The sequence below is a fragment of the Elizabethkingia sp. YR214 genome (assembly GCF_003058195.1).
GTDB lineage: Bacteria > Bacteroidota > Bacteroidia > Flavobacteriales > Weeksellaceae > Elizabethkingia.
In genome coordinates this window covers 219,321-234,272 of record NZ_QBUH01000001.1, presented here as the reverse complement: position 1 = coordinate 234,272, position 14,952 = coordinate 219,321, and the positions used below count along the sequence as shown (strand labels likewise).

11 protein-coding genes are annotated in these 14,952 nt (G+C 36.0%); all 11 read right to left on the bottom strand.

Annotated features, from left to right (window positions below; translation table 11 throughout):
* Nucleotides 1-243 precede the first annotated feature (243 nt).
* The 11 genes from C8J95_RS00970 to C8J95_RS00920 all read right to left on the bottom strand — a co-directional run bounded on the left by C8J95_RS00970 (nt 244) and on the right by C8J95_RS00920 (nt 14,908).
* Nucleotides 244-711, bottom strand: a complete 468-nt coding sequence (locus C8J95_RS00970) for a DUF6702 family protein (RefSeq protein WP_107807237.1) — start codon at nt 709-711, stop codon at nt 244-246.
* A 59-nt stretch (nt 712-770) separates the two neighbouring features.
* Nucleotides 771-1,502: a TIGR00730 family Rossman fold protein gene (locus C8J95_RS00965; RefSeq protein WP_059325623.1), complete on the bottom strand. Its 732-nt coding sequence runs from the start codon at nt 1,500-1,502 to the stop codon at nt 771-773.
* Between the two features lie 12 nt (nt 1,503-1,514).
* Nucleotides 1,515-2,228, bottom strand: coding sequence for a sugar phosphate nucleotidyltransferase (locus C8J95_RS00960; protein ID WP_107807236.1), 714 nt, complete (start codon nt 2,226-2,228; stop codon nt 1,515-1,517).
* Between the two features lie 3 nt (nt 2,229-2,231).
* Nucleotides 2,232-2,642 (bottom strand): RNase adapter RapZ, encoded by a 411-nt coding sequence (locus C8J95_RS00955; protein ID WP_078794005.1) that lies wholly within the window; start codon nt 2,640-2,642, stop codon nt 2,232-2,234.
* Nucleotides 2,632-3,654, bottom strand: a complete 1,023-nt coding sequence (locus C8J95_RS00950) for an aminoglycoside phosphotransferase family protein (protein ID WP_107807235.1) — start codon at nt 3,652-3,654, stop codon at nt 2,632-2,634. Before C8J95_RS00950 ends, C8J95_RS00955 begins: the two co-directional genes overlap by 11 nt.
* 121 nt (nt 3,655-3,775) lie before the next feature.
* Entirely contained in the window at nt 3,776-4,774 is a 999-nt protein-coding gene (locus tag C8J95_RS00945; RefSeq protein ID WP_107807234.1) for a cation diffusion facilitator family transporter, read from the bottom strand.
* Nucleotides 4,775-4,846: 72 nt separating this feature from the next.
* A complete protein-coding gene (locus tag C8J95_RS00940) occupies nt 4,847-5,836 on the bottom strand; it encodes an aspartate-semialdehyde dehydrogenase (protein ID WP_024563996.1) in 990 nt (329 codons plus the stop codon).
* 127 nt (nt 5,837-5,963) lie between these two features.
* Nucleotides 5,964-6,404 carry a hypothetical protein gene (locus tag C8J95_RS00935; RefSeq protein WP_059155971.1) on the bottom strand — a complete coding sequence of 147 codons (441 nt, stop codon included), beginning with the start codon at nt 6,402-6,404 and terminating at the stop codon, nt 5,964-5,966.
* Nucleotides 6,405-6,493: 89 nt separating this feature from the next.
* Nucleotides 6,494-9,103 carry a TonB-dependent receptor gene (locus tag C8J95_RS00930; protein WP_107807233.1) on the bottom strand — a complete coding sequence of 870 codons (2,610 nt, stop codon included), beginning with the start codon at nt 9,101-9,103 and terminating at the stop codon, nt 6,494-6,496.
* A 150-nt stretch (nt 9,104-9,253) separates the two neighbouring features.
* Nucleotides 9,254-11,836, bottom strand: coding sequence for a TonB-dependent receptor (locus C8J95_RS00925; RefSeq protein ID WP_107807232.1), 2,583 nt, complete (start codon nt 11,834-11,836; stop codon nt 9,254-9,256).
* Between the two features lie 387 nt (nt 11,837-12,223).
* Complete coding sequence (locus C8J95_RS00920) at nt 12,224-14,908, bottom strand: TonB-dependent receptor (RefSeq protein ID WP_107807231.1); 2,685 nt, start codon at nt 14,906-14,908, stop codon at nt 12,224-12,226.
* Nucleotides 14,909-14,952: the final 44 nt, after the last annotated feature.

The window sequence follows — 14,952 nt, the reverse complement described above, 5'->3', positions numbered from 1 at the left end:
TCTGATTATATAAATAAAAAAACCGGAAGAAAATTTCTTCCGGTTTTTTTATTTTAAAGATGTTAATAGTGCTGAAATAATGAGGACATTATATGTCCGAACCTTCTCTATAATTTGTTTTTATAATAAAAGTGGTTAAATAGACTTTAAATTAAGCTAGAAAAAGGTACGGCTTCTTATATTGTTATAAAAAAACACTCAGGCCATATGGCCTGAGTGTTTTTTTATTGTTGTTTAGTAATTCTAAAAAGCAGCTTCATTGACTTCTTTACCTCTCTGGAAGGTCATTGTCTTCTGTTTACCTTTATAAGAAACGGTTACCAGATTCATCTGGCTAGAAAATTCATTCAGAAGTATTGTGTTTTTAACTTTTATAGTACTGATATTTCCTATGCCTGAAGCCTCAAAATATACCCAAACTGCTTCACCATTTACTTGGCTTCCGGTATATGTAAGTCTCACAGGAGCTCCGTTTACACTAGTACTAAAGTTAGCGTTTACATAATTTTTAGCAGCATTATCAAAACTTCCGCTTTTAGAATCCATTTTAAGAGCCTGCTCTAAATCTGAAGCGTTCATTTTGGTAGTAAACTTCAGAACTCCGTTCGCTTCATTGTAATCTATCTTAGTCATAGAAGAATGGAATTCCATAAAACTAAATGCGAAAATTAGCAATGATAATATGCCTAATGTTCCTAATAACTTTTTCATTTTAAGAGAATTAATTTCATTTCCAAATAATAAGAGTCAAAATATATGCCACAAATTAACTAAAAATTAACACTAATTGCATATTTTTCGTAGAATGCTTTAATATGGGCAACAGCGTCATCCGCATTGTCTACAATTCTGTAAAGATTAAGATCTTCTTCTGAAATAAGACCGTTTTTAAGTAATGAGCTTTTAAACCAGTCTATTAAGCCTCCCCAGAACTCGCTTCCTACTAATACAATAGGGAATCGTCCGATTTTATTGGTCTGAATAAGAGTAAGGGCTTCCATTAGTTCGTCTAATGTTCCAAAACCTCCAGGCATAACGATAAATCCCTGAGAGTATTTTACAAACATTACCTTTCTTACAAAGAAGTAGTCGTAATCCATATTGTAGCCATTGTCAATGTATGGATTAAAATGTTGTTCGAAAGGAAGATCTATGTTCAGACCGATAGATTTTCCATGCCCGAATGCGCCACGATTTCCTGCCTCCATAATTCCGGGGCCACCACCGGTAATAACTCCGAATCCTAATTCAGTTATTTTTTCGGCTATTTCAGTAGCCATTTGATAATATTTGTGGTCTTCCTTCAACCTTGCAGAGCCAAAGATAGAAACGCATGGACCTATTTCCGTCATCTTTTCAAATCCGGAAACAAATTCAGCCATGATTTTAAAAACCATCCAGCTGTCCTTAGTCAATTTCTCGTCCCAGCTTTTCTGGCGAAAACTTTCTTTTACTCTTTCATCTAAAATAATATCATTTTTAGGTGTATCTTTCTTTTTCATGTGTCTACATTTTTATTTAAAATATTCTTCCGCCAACAGAATACTCTCCGGCTTTCCAACATCTACAAGATATGCATCGTGAAGATAGCCATTGATTCTTTCTGTCATCATAAAGTCCAGGTATTCTTCCATAATGGAAAATTTTCCGGTACGTTTTATTTTATCAAAAATAAGAGAATTAATACAATGGATTCCGCTGAATGCTAAGGGGCGGAAACCTTTGTTGAATTCTGCAAGCTTTTGTTCTCCGGTATTGGTGTTCATCCAACCTTTTAATACCATAGAATCATCGAAAAGTAATTTTCTACTACTTTCTCTGTCCGAAACAGCAAGAGTAACAAAATCTTCTTGTTCTTTGTGGAAACTAATGAAATCTGTAATATTCAGATTAGTTAAGATATCCACATTCATAATAAGAAAACATTCTTCCTTTTCCAGAAAAGGTTTTGCAAACATTAAGCCACCTCCGGTTTCTAATAATAGTTCACTTTCATCGGATATTTCTATCTGGGCTCCGAAGTTATTTTTTTTCTTCAGAAAATCAACAATTTGTTCTCCAAAATGGTGAATGTTGATTACAAAATTATTGATGCCAAAAGACTGCAGGTAATTGATGTTACGTTCTAATAATGTAATTCCGTTTACCTTCGCCAAAGCTTTTGGGTGGGCATCCGTAAAAGGCTTTAGACGTGTGCCTTTTCCTGCCGCAAAAAGTAAAGCTTTCATAGATTAGTTGAGTTGAGGTTGCTCATCATGATGCAGGATAACGTTTGCCTGCGGATATTTTTCACGTATAAAAGCAGCTGTTTTTATAGCCGAATATACAGATCTGTGCTGTCCACCAGTACAGCCGAAGTTTATCTGCAGATTCTCAAATCCACGTGCCAGGTAATCATCGATATTAATAGAAACAATACTGAAAACTGAATTCAGAAAATCCTGAATCTTGGTTTTTTCTTCCAAATATTCCTGTACAGATATGTCGTTGCCGGTTTGTTGTTTGTACTCTTCAATTCTACCCGGATTTAGTATTCCGCGGCAATCAAATACAAAACCACCTCCGTTACCGGAATTGTCTTTCGGAATACCTCCTTTTTTATATGAAAAACTATGTACTTCTATAGTTAATTTATTGTCCATTGATAAGTTGATTTACTTTTTGTTGTGTATTGACTGATTGTAGTTCTGCTATTACTTTTGAGAGCTCGGGATAATCATTGATTTCTCTCCACTGCTCTTTCAGTTCACTAATGTTCTTTATGCCCTGATTAAGACTTTCTATAAAGTGTTTTTTTCGCTGAATAAGGCCACGGAAGCCATATGCTCCCAATACCTGAAGGAAACGCATAAGTTTGCAGTAGTTTACGGCTACTTTGAAAGAATCTTCAGAAAAGGATTTTTTGTTCAACGCTAGATATTCGGTAAGAAACTCATTTTTCCATTCTGTGGAAAAATTAGCTTTGGCCTGAAAAAGAAATGAAACAAGATCATAAGTAGCGGGTCCAAGCATTGCTGCCTGGTAATCGATAAAATAAATTTCATCCCAATCATCGACCATAATATTTCTGGCCTGAAAATCCCGCATCATAACGGAGAGTGGCTGAAGTGACTGAACTTTGTCAGAAATATGTTTGAACTCCTGTAATATTTTTCCTTTATGGTAGTCGATTTCTAGTACGTCAACCAGAAAGTTTTTGAAGTAATAAAGATCGTGGGTTATTGGAAAACTATCATATGCCTCGTATTCGTAAGCATGTGAGAAGTCTATATTTCCTGATGTTTTCTGTTGAAAATTGCTTAATGCTTTAATTGTCTTACCAACTAAATTCTTTACCCTTTCGCTGTGTCCTTCTTTTGTGATAACTTCGGATAAAGTATTGGAACCAACATATTGTTGAAGGTAAATATTTCTCTCAGCATTGATTGCATAAATTTTTGGTACGAGAAGCTCTAAATTGCGAAATGTATTTGTCAGATAGAAGAAACTCTCATTTTCATCAATTTTTTCGTTGAAAGTAAGGATATATTTTTTATCAGATGTTTCAACAACTAGATTCTGGCGGGCAGAGCCACTCTGTTGCAGAGGGGTTATTGTAAAGTCGGAATGTCCAAAATAATCTTCTAAAAATTTCTGAAATAGTTCTTCTCGCATAGTCTGATCTCCTTACAAATATACTAAATGATATTTATAGAAGCGGAAACAGAGCGATATAGATGTATTAAATAATGTTTTAAAAGCTTTTTGTTGTCCGTAATTAATAGCTGCTATTGTTTTAGACGGTGTGTTTTTGTACCTGGCTGATGTTTTTAATAGTCCATTCGATTTTTTTCTCAAACGGAAATTCACGAACCGGACAATTACTAAGCTGACATACAGAGCAGGAGATAGGCTTACAATCGTCCATATGGAAATTGAATTCTATTTGTCTATCCAGGTTTTTAGCAAGTAAGATCAGTACCTTTTCCATTTCGTTATGAGCATCTCTTAGGCTGTAGTACCACGGCAGCGTAATATGAGCATCAATATGAAGATTGGCCCCGTATTGCTGAATTTTCATATTATGAATATCTATCCACTGAGGCTGTCTGTTGGCCAGTAATATTGCAGTGATTTCTTTTAAAAGCTTATCATCAGTTTCATCCATTATTCCGCTTAGCGCTTTACGGACAATCTGATAACCAATAAAAATAATATAAGACCCAAATATTAGTGCTACGACACTATCTATCCAATACCAATGTGTAAAGTGTACAATGACCAAGCTTATTACAACTCCCAGAGTAGTAATAGTATCGGATTGTAAATGTTTTCCGGAAGCAATAAGTACCAGAGAATTTTCTCTCTTTCCTTTTATCAGGGAATACCAGCCAAGTCCATAATTAATAAGCCCGGTTATAAGTACTATGAAGATTCCCCAATCAAGATCTTTTACGTGATTTCCCTTAATTAAGCTATTACTGGACTGAACGATAATTAGTATACCTGCAATAATGATGAGAAGCCCTTCCACACCAGAGGTTATAAATTCTACTTTCCCATGACCGTAAGGGTGTTCCTTATCTTTCGGTTTTGCGGCTAAATATAATGAGTACAGGCCTAAAAATGCGCTCACAATGTTAACTATACTTTCCATGGCATCGGAAAATACAGCATCTGATTTTGTTAGTTGCCAGGCAACCAACTTGCCTATAAATAATATTATTCCGGCAAAAGCAATAGCTCGCTGAAAAGCAAGCTTACTAATATCTTTATTGACTGTCTCCTCTTTCATCAATTTGATATATTATGGTAAAAAATATATTACAAAAATAAGGCATCTTCTAAAGATGCCTTGGTTTTTATTTTATACTAGTTCGTTTGCCACCAGATACTCTGCTATTTGTACAGCGTTGGTAGCTGCGCCTTTTCTGAGATTGTCCGCAACAATCCACAGATTTAGCGTTTTCGGCTGAGAAAGGTCTCTTCTGATTCTTCCTACAAAAACTTCATCTTTTCCTTCAGCTTCTAATGGCATTGGGTAAACTTTGTTTTGTACATCGTCTAATACAACAACTCCCGGAGTTTCTGAAAGGATCTGACGAACTTCCTGAAGGTCGAATTCATTTTCGAACTCGATATTTACACTTTCAGAGTGTCCTCCTTGTACAGGTACTCTTACTGCAGTAGCTGTTAGGCTGAAAGTATCGTCACCCATAATTTTCTTAGGCTCTTTCATTAATTTGATTTCCTCCTTTGTGTAATCATCATCTGCGAATACATCACAATGAGGTAAAGCATTTTTGAAAATCTGATAAGGGTAAACCATTTGTGGAGTTTCACCTTTAATTTCGGCGTTTAATTGGTCTACAGCATCTTTACCAGTTCCGGTTACAGATTGGTAAGTAGATACAATAACTCTTCTGATATCGTATTTTTTATTCAGAGGGGCTAATACCATTACTAACTGAATTGTCGAACAGTTAGGATTAGCGATAATTTTGTCTTCTTTCGTCAATACATTAGCATTGATTTCCGGAACAACTAATTTTTTATCAACCTCCATTCTCCATGCTGAAGAATTGTCAATTACTGTTGTGCCTGCCTCAGCAAACTTAGGTGCAAACTGTTTGGATGTTTCTCCCCCCGCAGAAAACAGAGCGATCTCAGGTTTTCGGTCAATAGCTTCTTGCATGCTTACAATAGCATATTCCTGACCTTTGAAAGTAATTTTCTTTCCTACAGATCTTTCAGATGCTACAGGAATCAATTCAGTTATCGGAAGGTTTCTCTCTTCCAAAACTTTCAGCATAACCTGGCCAACCATCCCGGTTGCGCCAACAACAGCGATTTTCATTTTAATGTATGATATATTGGTTAAATAATTGTCAAAATTAAGAAATAAAAGCTTAATACTTAATATATAACCGTAAATAGGCGATAGTTTTTAGCTATCGGCTTTCTTTACTGCTGATAAGTTATAATTAAGCTCCCATTAATTTTGCCCACGGCAAAGCAAAAGCAAAAAGTGCAATTGCAAGAACTGCTAATACGACCATTCCCATAGAAATTGTATCGTTTGTTTTAAGCTTCTTATTCAGAATAGTCATCAGTACAGCAGCAATAAGCATAGAGAAAGGATGCTCTATATAGGTGAATCTTAGAGCTGAATTTTTCATAAGTCCGCCCATACCCATCGCTTTGATTGTATCCATAAAGCCGGAGGTTCCTACAAGCATAATAATACCGATAAGAAACTGGATGTGGAAGAAGATCATTACGAATAGAGTTGATTTTCTTAGTAATTTGGAAACTTTACCGGAATATCCAAGTATCACTGTAAGCAATGCAATGATAAAAAGAGCGACTAATAGTAGCTCCAGATAAGCGAAGCCTCTGTGCGCTTGTAAAAAAATATTGTGCATAATCTAAATTTAAATGTGAACAAATATAACAAAACCCGCCGAGATTGGCGGGTTTAATTGATTATCATTCAGATGATTTTTAACCAATGTTAGAATCTGAAAGTTGCTGCGGCAGACCAGGTTCTTCCGAAACCTAAGAATCCTGTATTACCATCTGCAACACCTTGATATACTCTTCCTGCTTCCTGATATGTTTTACCAGCATCCGGACCATTTGCAATTTTATCAGTTGTGTAGATATTAGAGCTTAGCTCGGAGATATAATACTTATTGAATAAGTTGTATACATTAACTCTTAAAGTTAAAGATCTTTTCTGATCGATAGTAAACTTATAAGCAGCACCTACATCGAATAGGTTATAGCTTGGTAATTTTACAACACCTTTGTCTCTTGCAGCTGCTGTAAGGAAGTTAATCGGATTAAACTGAGCATATAATTTGTCATAATATTCCCAGTTTGCATCAATACTAAATGCCTTGGTAATGTTGTAGTCAGCTCCGATACTTGCTGTTGTTTGTGCAGCATCGCCTACTTTTAGATCTTTAATGTTTATTGTTCCTGTTGCTCCCGGAACTTCCTGGTTGCTTAGGACATCTATGATGTTGAAGTTTGCATTTCCTTTATACTTCCAGTTACCAACGGAAAGCATACCTCTAAGTCTAAGATTAGAAAAAGGTCTTGCTTTAGCCTCTAATTCAACTCCCTGGTGAAGCTGTCCTACGTTCAAAGCATTGTAGAAATAAGAGTTTCCTAACTGTAACTGAGAGAAGTTTGCAACATCTCCGGCAGTAGCATTGAATGTTCTTGTAATAAATCTGTCATCCCATTGTGTTCTGTAGGCATTAATGTTAACATCTACATAACGAGATTTGAATCCGTAACCTAGTTCTATTGAGAAAATTCTCTCGTTTTTTACATCTTTATAGACGTTCTGGTTAGTCGGGAATAAAGCACTAAATAACGGTTGTCTGGAAATAACACCTGTATTGAAGAATACATTGTGATGCTCATCTATATTATAGTTTGCACCTCCTTTTACAATATAACCAGTTTTGTTATACCATTTCGTTTCCTGGCTTTCCGGAGTGTATAACATATAATCTCTTCGCTTATAGTATTGCTTCGAAACGGAACCTTGAAGTGATGCACTTAGTTTTTCATCAGAATACTCAACCATTCCATATGCTCCAGCCCATTTTACCAACCCTTCGTTGTATATGGATACCTTTTGAACATTGTTTAGGTTTGTGATTGCTTCCGGTTTTACTATTTTATTGACAAAATAGCCATTAGGTGAATTAACTGTACTTTTTACGAAGAATGCATCAGAACCTAACATATCTGTAACGATATCATAAAGAGCTCCTTTGTAAGTTTTAAGATCTATACCTCCGTTGAATGTCCAGTTGTTTTTCTTATAGTTAAGGTCTGCAATAGCACCATACCAATCGTGTGCATTGATACTTTGTTTTCTTACAATACCACTTGTACCGTTCAACGTTGCTACATATCTTCCGTTATAATCGGTTGGTTGTCCTGGTTGTGCAGTGAAGGTTCCTTTTTGGAATGTATTTCCGTTGTAATCAGTTACCATACCTCCTCTGTTGTAGCGATAAATCATATCCCAGTTGATTGTACCATCGCCGCCCGGGCCATAGTTCATGAAATTCATGGTTTGGTTATTGGCATTCTTGATATTACCGTTCAATCCGGTACCACCACCACCGCGGCCCCAAGAAGCATAAACTACTGTTGAAAGTTTTAAAGCATCATTAATAGTCCAGTCCCAGTTAATTGAAGCAATTGGTTTGTGATAGAAATTAGGTGCTAAATTGAATTGAGATCCGTTTAGTATTCCTGTTTGTGGATTGTATCTTCTTCCGTATGTGTCTAATTGACGTAATGTTGCTACATTGGCTCCTGTTGCAGAAGATCTTCTGGTATCGTGTACTTGCGGTGCTCCTGTTGCAATAATGTTGAAAGCGTGTTTTTCATTTGGTTTGTAACCTACAGAGAAAAACCATGAATAACCTTCTCCTTTTGTTCCGTTAATATAACCGTCACCTTGCCAGCGAGAAAGTAATACAGTCGTTCCCCATTTATTTTTTAAGCCTGAAGAATACATGGCTGATAATCTTGAATAGTTATCATTACCTGCCTCAGCCTTTATCATTGCTTTTTGTTCTGAATCTGTAGCTTTGGTTACAATATTAATGGTTCCTCCTACAGAAGGAACAACAAATTTAGATGCCCCAAGACCTCTCTGAATTTGGATAGAGCTGGCAATATCTGCTAAACCAGTCCAGTTGGACCAGTATACAGCACCACTCTGCATATCATTTACAGGTTGTCCGTTGATGATTACCGCAATGTTGGTAGCATCAAAACCTCTCATGTTAATTCTGCTGTCGCCGAATCCACCACCTACTTTGGTTACATAAACAGATGGCGTTGACTTCATAATTTCAGGAAACTCTCTGTTTCCTAATTTTTCCTGAATTTCCGTTGCTTTAATTGTGGAAACTGCAACAGGTGTTTTTCTTTCTTTAGCAACCTGTGTAAGGTTTCTTCCTACTAAAACTACCTCGTCAATAGACTTGGATTTTTCTAGAGAATCCTTAGTTTTCTGTGCGTAATACACACTGGCTGTGGATAATACAAGAGCCGTAATTAATGGCTTTTTGAAATTAAAGTTCATAAATAACAGTGTTGATTTTTAACGCTGCAAATATGAGTATTTATTCTTTAACATTCTTTAACATGATGTTAATTTTTTTATGAAAAAAGCAAAAATAAAACCCGCTATTTAGCAGGTTTTATTTTTATATTCTAATGTTGTTTTTATTTATTAGAAGTTGAAAGATAAGCTTGTTGCCCAAGTTCTTCCGAAACCGAAGTAAACTCTATTATCAGTAGCAATACCTTTATACATATAACCTAATTGTTCATAAGTTAATTTCTTTGTATTGTTACTTCCGTCAGCAAGTTTTGCTGGAGCATCTGTCTTTTGTATATTGGTTGCCCCATCCTGAATATAGGTTGTATCAAACAGGTTGTTTACATTTACCCCAAGAGTGAAGAACTGCTTGTCATTTAATCTGATTTTGTAAGATGCACCTACATTCACAAGATTAAAGTTAGGTAACTGTAATGCTGATTTTCCTGGCGAAAGGAAATCGTTAATATTCATTGCGGAATAAATTTTCCCTACATACTGCCAGTCTCCATAGATTCTTAAATCCTTTATAGGTATAATAGTTGCTCCTAATGAAGCTGTCATTTGTGGAATACTGTTGTTGTTGCTACCTCCTACTTTTACTTTATCCAAATATAAAGTAGAGGAGTTGTTACCATTGGTTGCAAGTGGTGTATTGTCATCTAAGTAGTTAGCTCCAGTAGCATTTCCTTTGTATTGATAATCACCCCAAGAGAACATTCCCTGAAACTCCAAATACTTGTTTACCTTGTAGTTACCTTCAAATTCTACCCCTTGGTGTAATTGAGTAATACCACTAATTTCAGAATATCCAGTTGCTGTTTTACTAGGATCTGCAGGATCTAGCTGGAATATTACATTTCCTCTTCTGTAGAATCTGTCTTTCCACTGAGTTCTGTATAAGTTAACCTTTGCATTGAAATTTGCAGATCTGAAACCATAACCAATTTCTGCAGAGAAAATTTTCTCGTTGGTAAGGTTAGGGTTTACTACTTGCTGGTTACTTGGGTAGACAGTACCCATAAATGGTTGCTTACTGTAATAGCCAATATTTGCAAATACGTTATTGTTATAGTCGATGTTATAGTTTGCTCCCCCTTTGATGTTAAAACCAAATACATTTTTGAAACCGGTTTTTCTGTCAACAATCTGATTTTGTTGTGTAGATCCAGGTAGTACAAAATCATCAATTCTTTGATAAGCTTGGTTAGAAACAGATCCTTGGATGAAAGCCGATAGCTTTTCAGTAGAATATTCTAATTGACCAAATCCACTGTACCAAAGTACCTCACCGTCGTTACTGAATGCAATTCTATCTTGCATTGGCGCCAAAGAGCCTCCAAACGGATTCCAAGATAGTTTCTTGTAATCGTAAACATTGTTTATTAAACGGTTAGGAGCATTCTTATTAGTATTATCTTTATACCCTGATGCTCCGTAAAGATCAGAAAGTGTCTGGAAGTGGTAGCCGTAGTAATATCTGTTATCTGTACCTACAGAGAAGTTCCAGTTGTCGTTAATCTTATGTTGGAAGTTCATTAGGATACCATACCAGTTGTGAGAGTTAACACTGGAAGTACGTACTAATGTACTAGCTGTAGCTGGATTTACAGCACCATTGGCAGCAAATATCTTATCGTAGTCATAATGACCTTCATTGTCGAAGAAAGCATTCATAGTTTTTCCTCCTATGTTACCTGCATTTCTGGCACCACCACCACGTCCGTTGGACATATAGGCTACAGTACTCAATGTAGATTTGTCACTAATTGTCCAATCCCAGTTCAACATAAGAACCGGCTTTGCATAGTAATTCATTGCATTGGCAATAGGTACTCTTCTTCCATTTGGCATTGTACGGTATCCCCAGTCTGAATTATAGCTTCTGTCTGGAGTTCCATCATGGTCTGGATTGAACTTGATAAAGTTAGCAATAGTCGGTGCAAAAGATCTTTGATCATGCCACTGAGGTGAAGAAGTAATCATAAACTGTAAGTTATGCTTCTTGCTTGGCTGATATCCTAATGCAAAGAAATAAGTATATGCTTCGTAATCTGTGTTTTGTATGTATGTAGAGCCTGATTGTCTTGCTAGCAAGAATGAAGAAGACCATCCGTTTTGAGTTTTCCCAGTGTTATAAGCAAATGACGTTTTCAAGAAATCATTATTACCAACACCTAAACGGATAACACCACCTTCCTTCTTATCGGCAGAACGTGTGATGAAATTCATTGTTCCTCCTACAGAAGCAATAGCTAATTTAGAAGAGCCAAGACCTCTCTGTACCTGCATAGAGCTTGTTACATCAGAAAGACCTGTCCAGTTAGACATGTAAACAGCACCTGTTTCCATATCATTAACCGGCATACCATTAACCATCACAGCAATGTTTCTGTTCTCAAATCCACGCATGGTGATACCAGAGTCACCGAAACCACCGCTACCTTTTGTTGCGTAAACTGATGGTGTTGTGTTCAGGATTTCAACAAGCTCTTGATTTCCCAGTCTTTCTATAATTTGTGCTTCCTTGATAGTAGAAACTGCAACCGGAGTTTTTCTGTCCTTAGCAATGTCGGTTACACCTTTCAAAATAACCTCCTCGATGTCTTTCGATTTGGATTTTGTGGAGTCCTGTGTTTGCTGTGCGTAATAAACACTTGCTGTGGTTAGTGTAATTACAGCCGCAAGCATTGGCTTTCTAAAATTGATCTTCATATTATTGATTTACTTTACTTTTATTATGCAGATAGTTTTGGAGTGCAAAAATGCATATTTTTTTTTTAACGTAGTTTAACAAATTGTTAAATTTTCAAAACTTTGATAATCAGGATTATATTTCTTGTGAAATGATCTGAACTACAGATTGTAGAAATGCGCTCCACAACGGTTTTTGCAATCTGTTTGAATTATTAGATCTCACAAATTTTGTTAACAAAACCTATATTTATTGGGCTGTTTTTTGATTGTAAAGTAAGAAAGAGGTAATCTGATAATAATGAAAATAATCACCAGTAGTAATTAAAAATCTATAATATTGTAACAAAGAAAACGAGACTGTCTTAAAAAGGCAGCCTCGTTCTTTTATTTTTTATATTCTAATAATTAGAATCTATACGAAATACTTGCAGACCAAGTTCTTCCAAATCCCCAATAAACGTTGTTACTGGTATCTATTCCTTTATAGAAATTTAAAGGATTATTTCTATAAGCATCATACTTTTGCTGTGCTGTAGTTGTTACTCCTCCTGATGTGGTTGTAGAAAAATCAGACAATTCTTTTACGAAATTAGAAGATCTTGCATCTGAAATATATGTTGTATCAAATAGGTTAAACACATTCCCGGTAATAATTAATCTTTGATTGTTACCTATGTTAAATGTATAAGAGAGACCAACATCTGTTGTATTATAATCAGGATATTTTAAAGCTCCTTTTTTTGCATTATCTGTTATTGAACCGTCTGGTCGAACAACATAATCATTACCGAAGCTCACACCACCATAGTAATTCCCAAAGTAATTCCAGTTACCAAAAATGCTTAACTGTTTTACAGGTTTTAAGGTAAAGCCTATTGAACCTGTTGTTTGCGCTGCATCTGAAACTTTGACATTATCTAAAGCAAATGTTGCAGTATTACTGCTTCCATTAATTGGAATTGGAGCACCATTTAGATCAAATAAATTTCCTGTAGGATTTCCTTTGTACTTCCAATTACCAATAGAGAACATCATGTTAAATGTTAAATAATCAGTAGCTTTCAAAGTACCTTCAAATTCAGCTCCGATGTGAACCTGCTGAATACCTGTTGCATCTACAAATGCTCTTGTATATGGCTTGTTATTAGCATCATTTCCGGATAAATTAGAAAATCTTTGATATCTATCTTTCCATGATGTATAATAAAAGTTAACGTCTGCATTAAAAATTGCGCTTCTAAATCTGTAACCAAGTTCGGCAGCAGCAATTTTTTCATTCGTTAAATTGGGATTTATTATTTGTTGGCTACCTGTTTGGCGGCCATCTGAGACAGGAGTATTGTACACAGCATAGTTATTAGGCTGTTTAGAATAATATCCGGCATTTGCAAAAACAGTGTTATGCTCATCAATATTGAAGTTAATACCAGCTTTAGCATTATATCCGAAAATATATTTGAACCCGGTTTTTCTATTAACTGTTTGACCTTGTTGTACCGTTACCCCATCTATAATCCAATTGTCAATTCTCTGAAAGCCCTGCTCTGAAGCAGATCCTTGAACAAAAGCAGATATTACATCGTTAGAATACTCTAATTGTCCAAAAACACCTCCCCATAATATTTCTCCGTCATAATTTCTGTATACAATCTGGCTTTGGTCTTTAACAGCTTTTACGAAAGGGTTTGCAGATGGTTGTGGCTTTTGTACAAGGGTTACATCATAACCTCCGGGAATATTCATATTGTCTTTCTCAATATATTTAGTATTTCCCCAAAGACCTGTTAATAAACCTGGGTGATAGCCATAATAATATCTACCATCTAAACCAACAGAGAAATTCCAGTTATCATTGATTTTGTGTTGAAAATTAGTAAGAAACCCATACCAGTCATGTGAATTAACACTAGATCTTCTCACAAGTCCATTGGTTCTTGTAGCAACGCCGGGTGTTTTGTTATTTGCACCAAAGTCGGCAATATTTCCTCCTTGGTTCCATCTAACAATATCATCAAATCTGATAAGACCATCAGAAGTTTTTGGAAGGCTATTAATATTAGTTCCATTGATAGCTCCAATAACCCCTGTACCGCCACCGCGTCCCCAAGAGCCATAAAGTACAGTAGATAATTTAGATTTTTCATCCATGGTCCAGTCCCAGTTTAGCATAGCAACCGGTTTGCTATACCAGTTTACTGATTGAGAATACTCTCTGGCAATACCATCATCTCCTGTCATATAACCCCAGTTGGAATTATATCTTCTGTTAGGTTTGTCAACACCATTGCCATACTTTATAGCTGTTGCAATAGTATTCTGGAAGTTATTTTGATTGTGCCATTGTGGAGACCCAGTAAACGTAAATTGGAAATCATGTTTCTTATTAGGCTGATAACCTAAAGCAAAATAGTAATTATATGCCTCACCCTTTGTTCCGTTAACATAACCGTCAGTAGATGTCCTGCCCATTAAGAATGAAGTGGACCATCCTTTAGCAGATCTACCTGTGTTATAAGAAAACATAGATTTTAAATAGCCATCATTACCAACACCTATCGTTACATTGCCCTCCTTTTTTTTGTCAGCTGCTCTGGTAATAAAATTCATAGTACCACCAACAGAAGCAATAGCTAATTTAGAAGAACCGAGACCTCTTTGTACTTGTAATGCGGAAGTTACATCTGAAAGCCCTTGCCAGTTAGAAAAATAAACAGTACCACCTTCCATGTCATTGACTGGCATACCGTTAACCATTACGGCAATATTATTGGTATCAAAACCTCTGATATTTACACGTCCGTCACCAAAACCACCACCACCTTTTGTTGCATAAACAGAGGGAGTTGATTTTAAGATTTCAGGAAGTTCCTGGTTACCCAGTCTCTCTACGATCTGCGCTTCTTTAATGGTAGAAACCGCAACCGGAGTTTTTCTATCTTTAGCAATGTCAGTAACACCCCTTAAAATAACCTCATCGATGTCTTTTGATTTGGATTTTACAGTGTCCTGTGTTTGCTGTGCATAATACACGCTGGCTGTAGTTAGTGTAAGTACCGCCGCAAGCATTGGCTTTCTAAAATTGATCTTCATATTATTGATTTACTTTTATACGCAGATAGTTTCAGGTTGCAAAA

Excerpts from the sequence above, each read along its gene's own strand:
- C8J95_RS00970 (WP_107807237.1), bottom strand. The coding sequence starts at position 711 with ATGAAAAAGTTATTAGGAACATTAGGCATATTATCATTGCTAATTTTC.
- C8J95_RS00965 (WP_059325623.1), bottom strand. The coding sequence starts at position 1,502 with ATGAAAAAGAAAGATACACCTAAAAATGATATTATTTTAGATGAAAGA.
- C8J95_RS00960 (WP_107807236.1), bottom strand. The coding sequence starts at position 2,228 with ATGAAAGCTTTACTTTTTGCGGCAGGAAAAGGCACACGTCTAAAGCCT.
- C8J95_RS00955 (WP_078794005.1), bottom strand. The coding sequence starts at position 2,642 with ATGGACAATAAATTAACTATAGAAGTACATAGTTTTTCATATAAAAAA.
- C8J95_RS00950 (WP_107807235.1), bottom strand. The coding sequence starts at position 3,654 with ATGCGAGAAGAACTATTTCAGAAATTTTTAGAAGATTATTTTGGACAT.
- C8J95_RS00945 (WP_107807234.1), bottom strand. The coding sequence starts at position 4,774 with ATGAAAGAGGAGACAGTCAATAAAGATATTAGTAAGCTTGCTTTTCAG.
- C8J95_RS00940 (WP_024563996.1), bottom strand. The coding sequence starts at position 5,836 with ATGAAAATCGCTGTTGTTGGCGCAACCGGGATGGTTGGCCAGGTTATG.
- C8J95_RS00935 (WP_059155971.1), bottom strand. The coding sequence starts at position 6,404 with ATGCACAATATTTTTTTACAAGCGCACAGAGGCTTCGCTTATCTGGAG.
- C8J95_RS00930 (WP_107807233.1), bottom strand. The coding sequence starts at position 9,103 with ATGAACTTTAATTTCAAAAAGCCATTAATTACGGCTCTTGTATTATCC.
- C8J95_RS00925 (WP_107807232.1), bottom strand. The coding sequence starts at position 11,836 with ATGAAGATCAATTTTAGAAAGCCAATGCTTGCGGCTGTAATTACACTA.
- C8J95_RS00920 (WP_107807231.1), bottom strand. The coding sequence starts at position 14,908 with ATGAAGATCAATTTTAGAAAGCCAATGCTTGCGGCGGTACTTACACTA.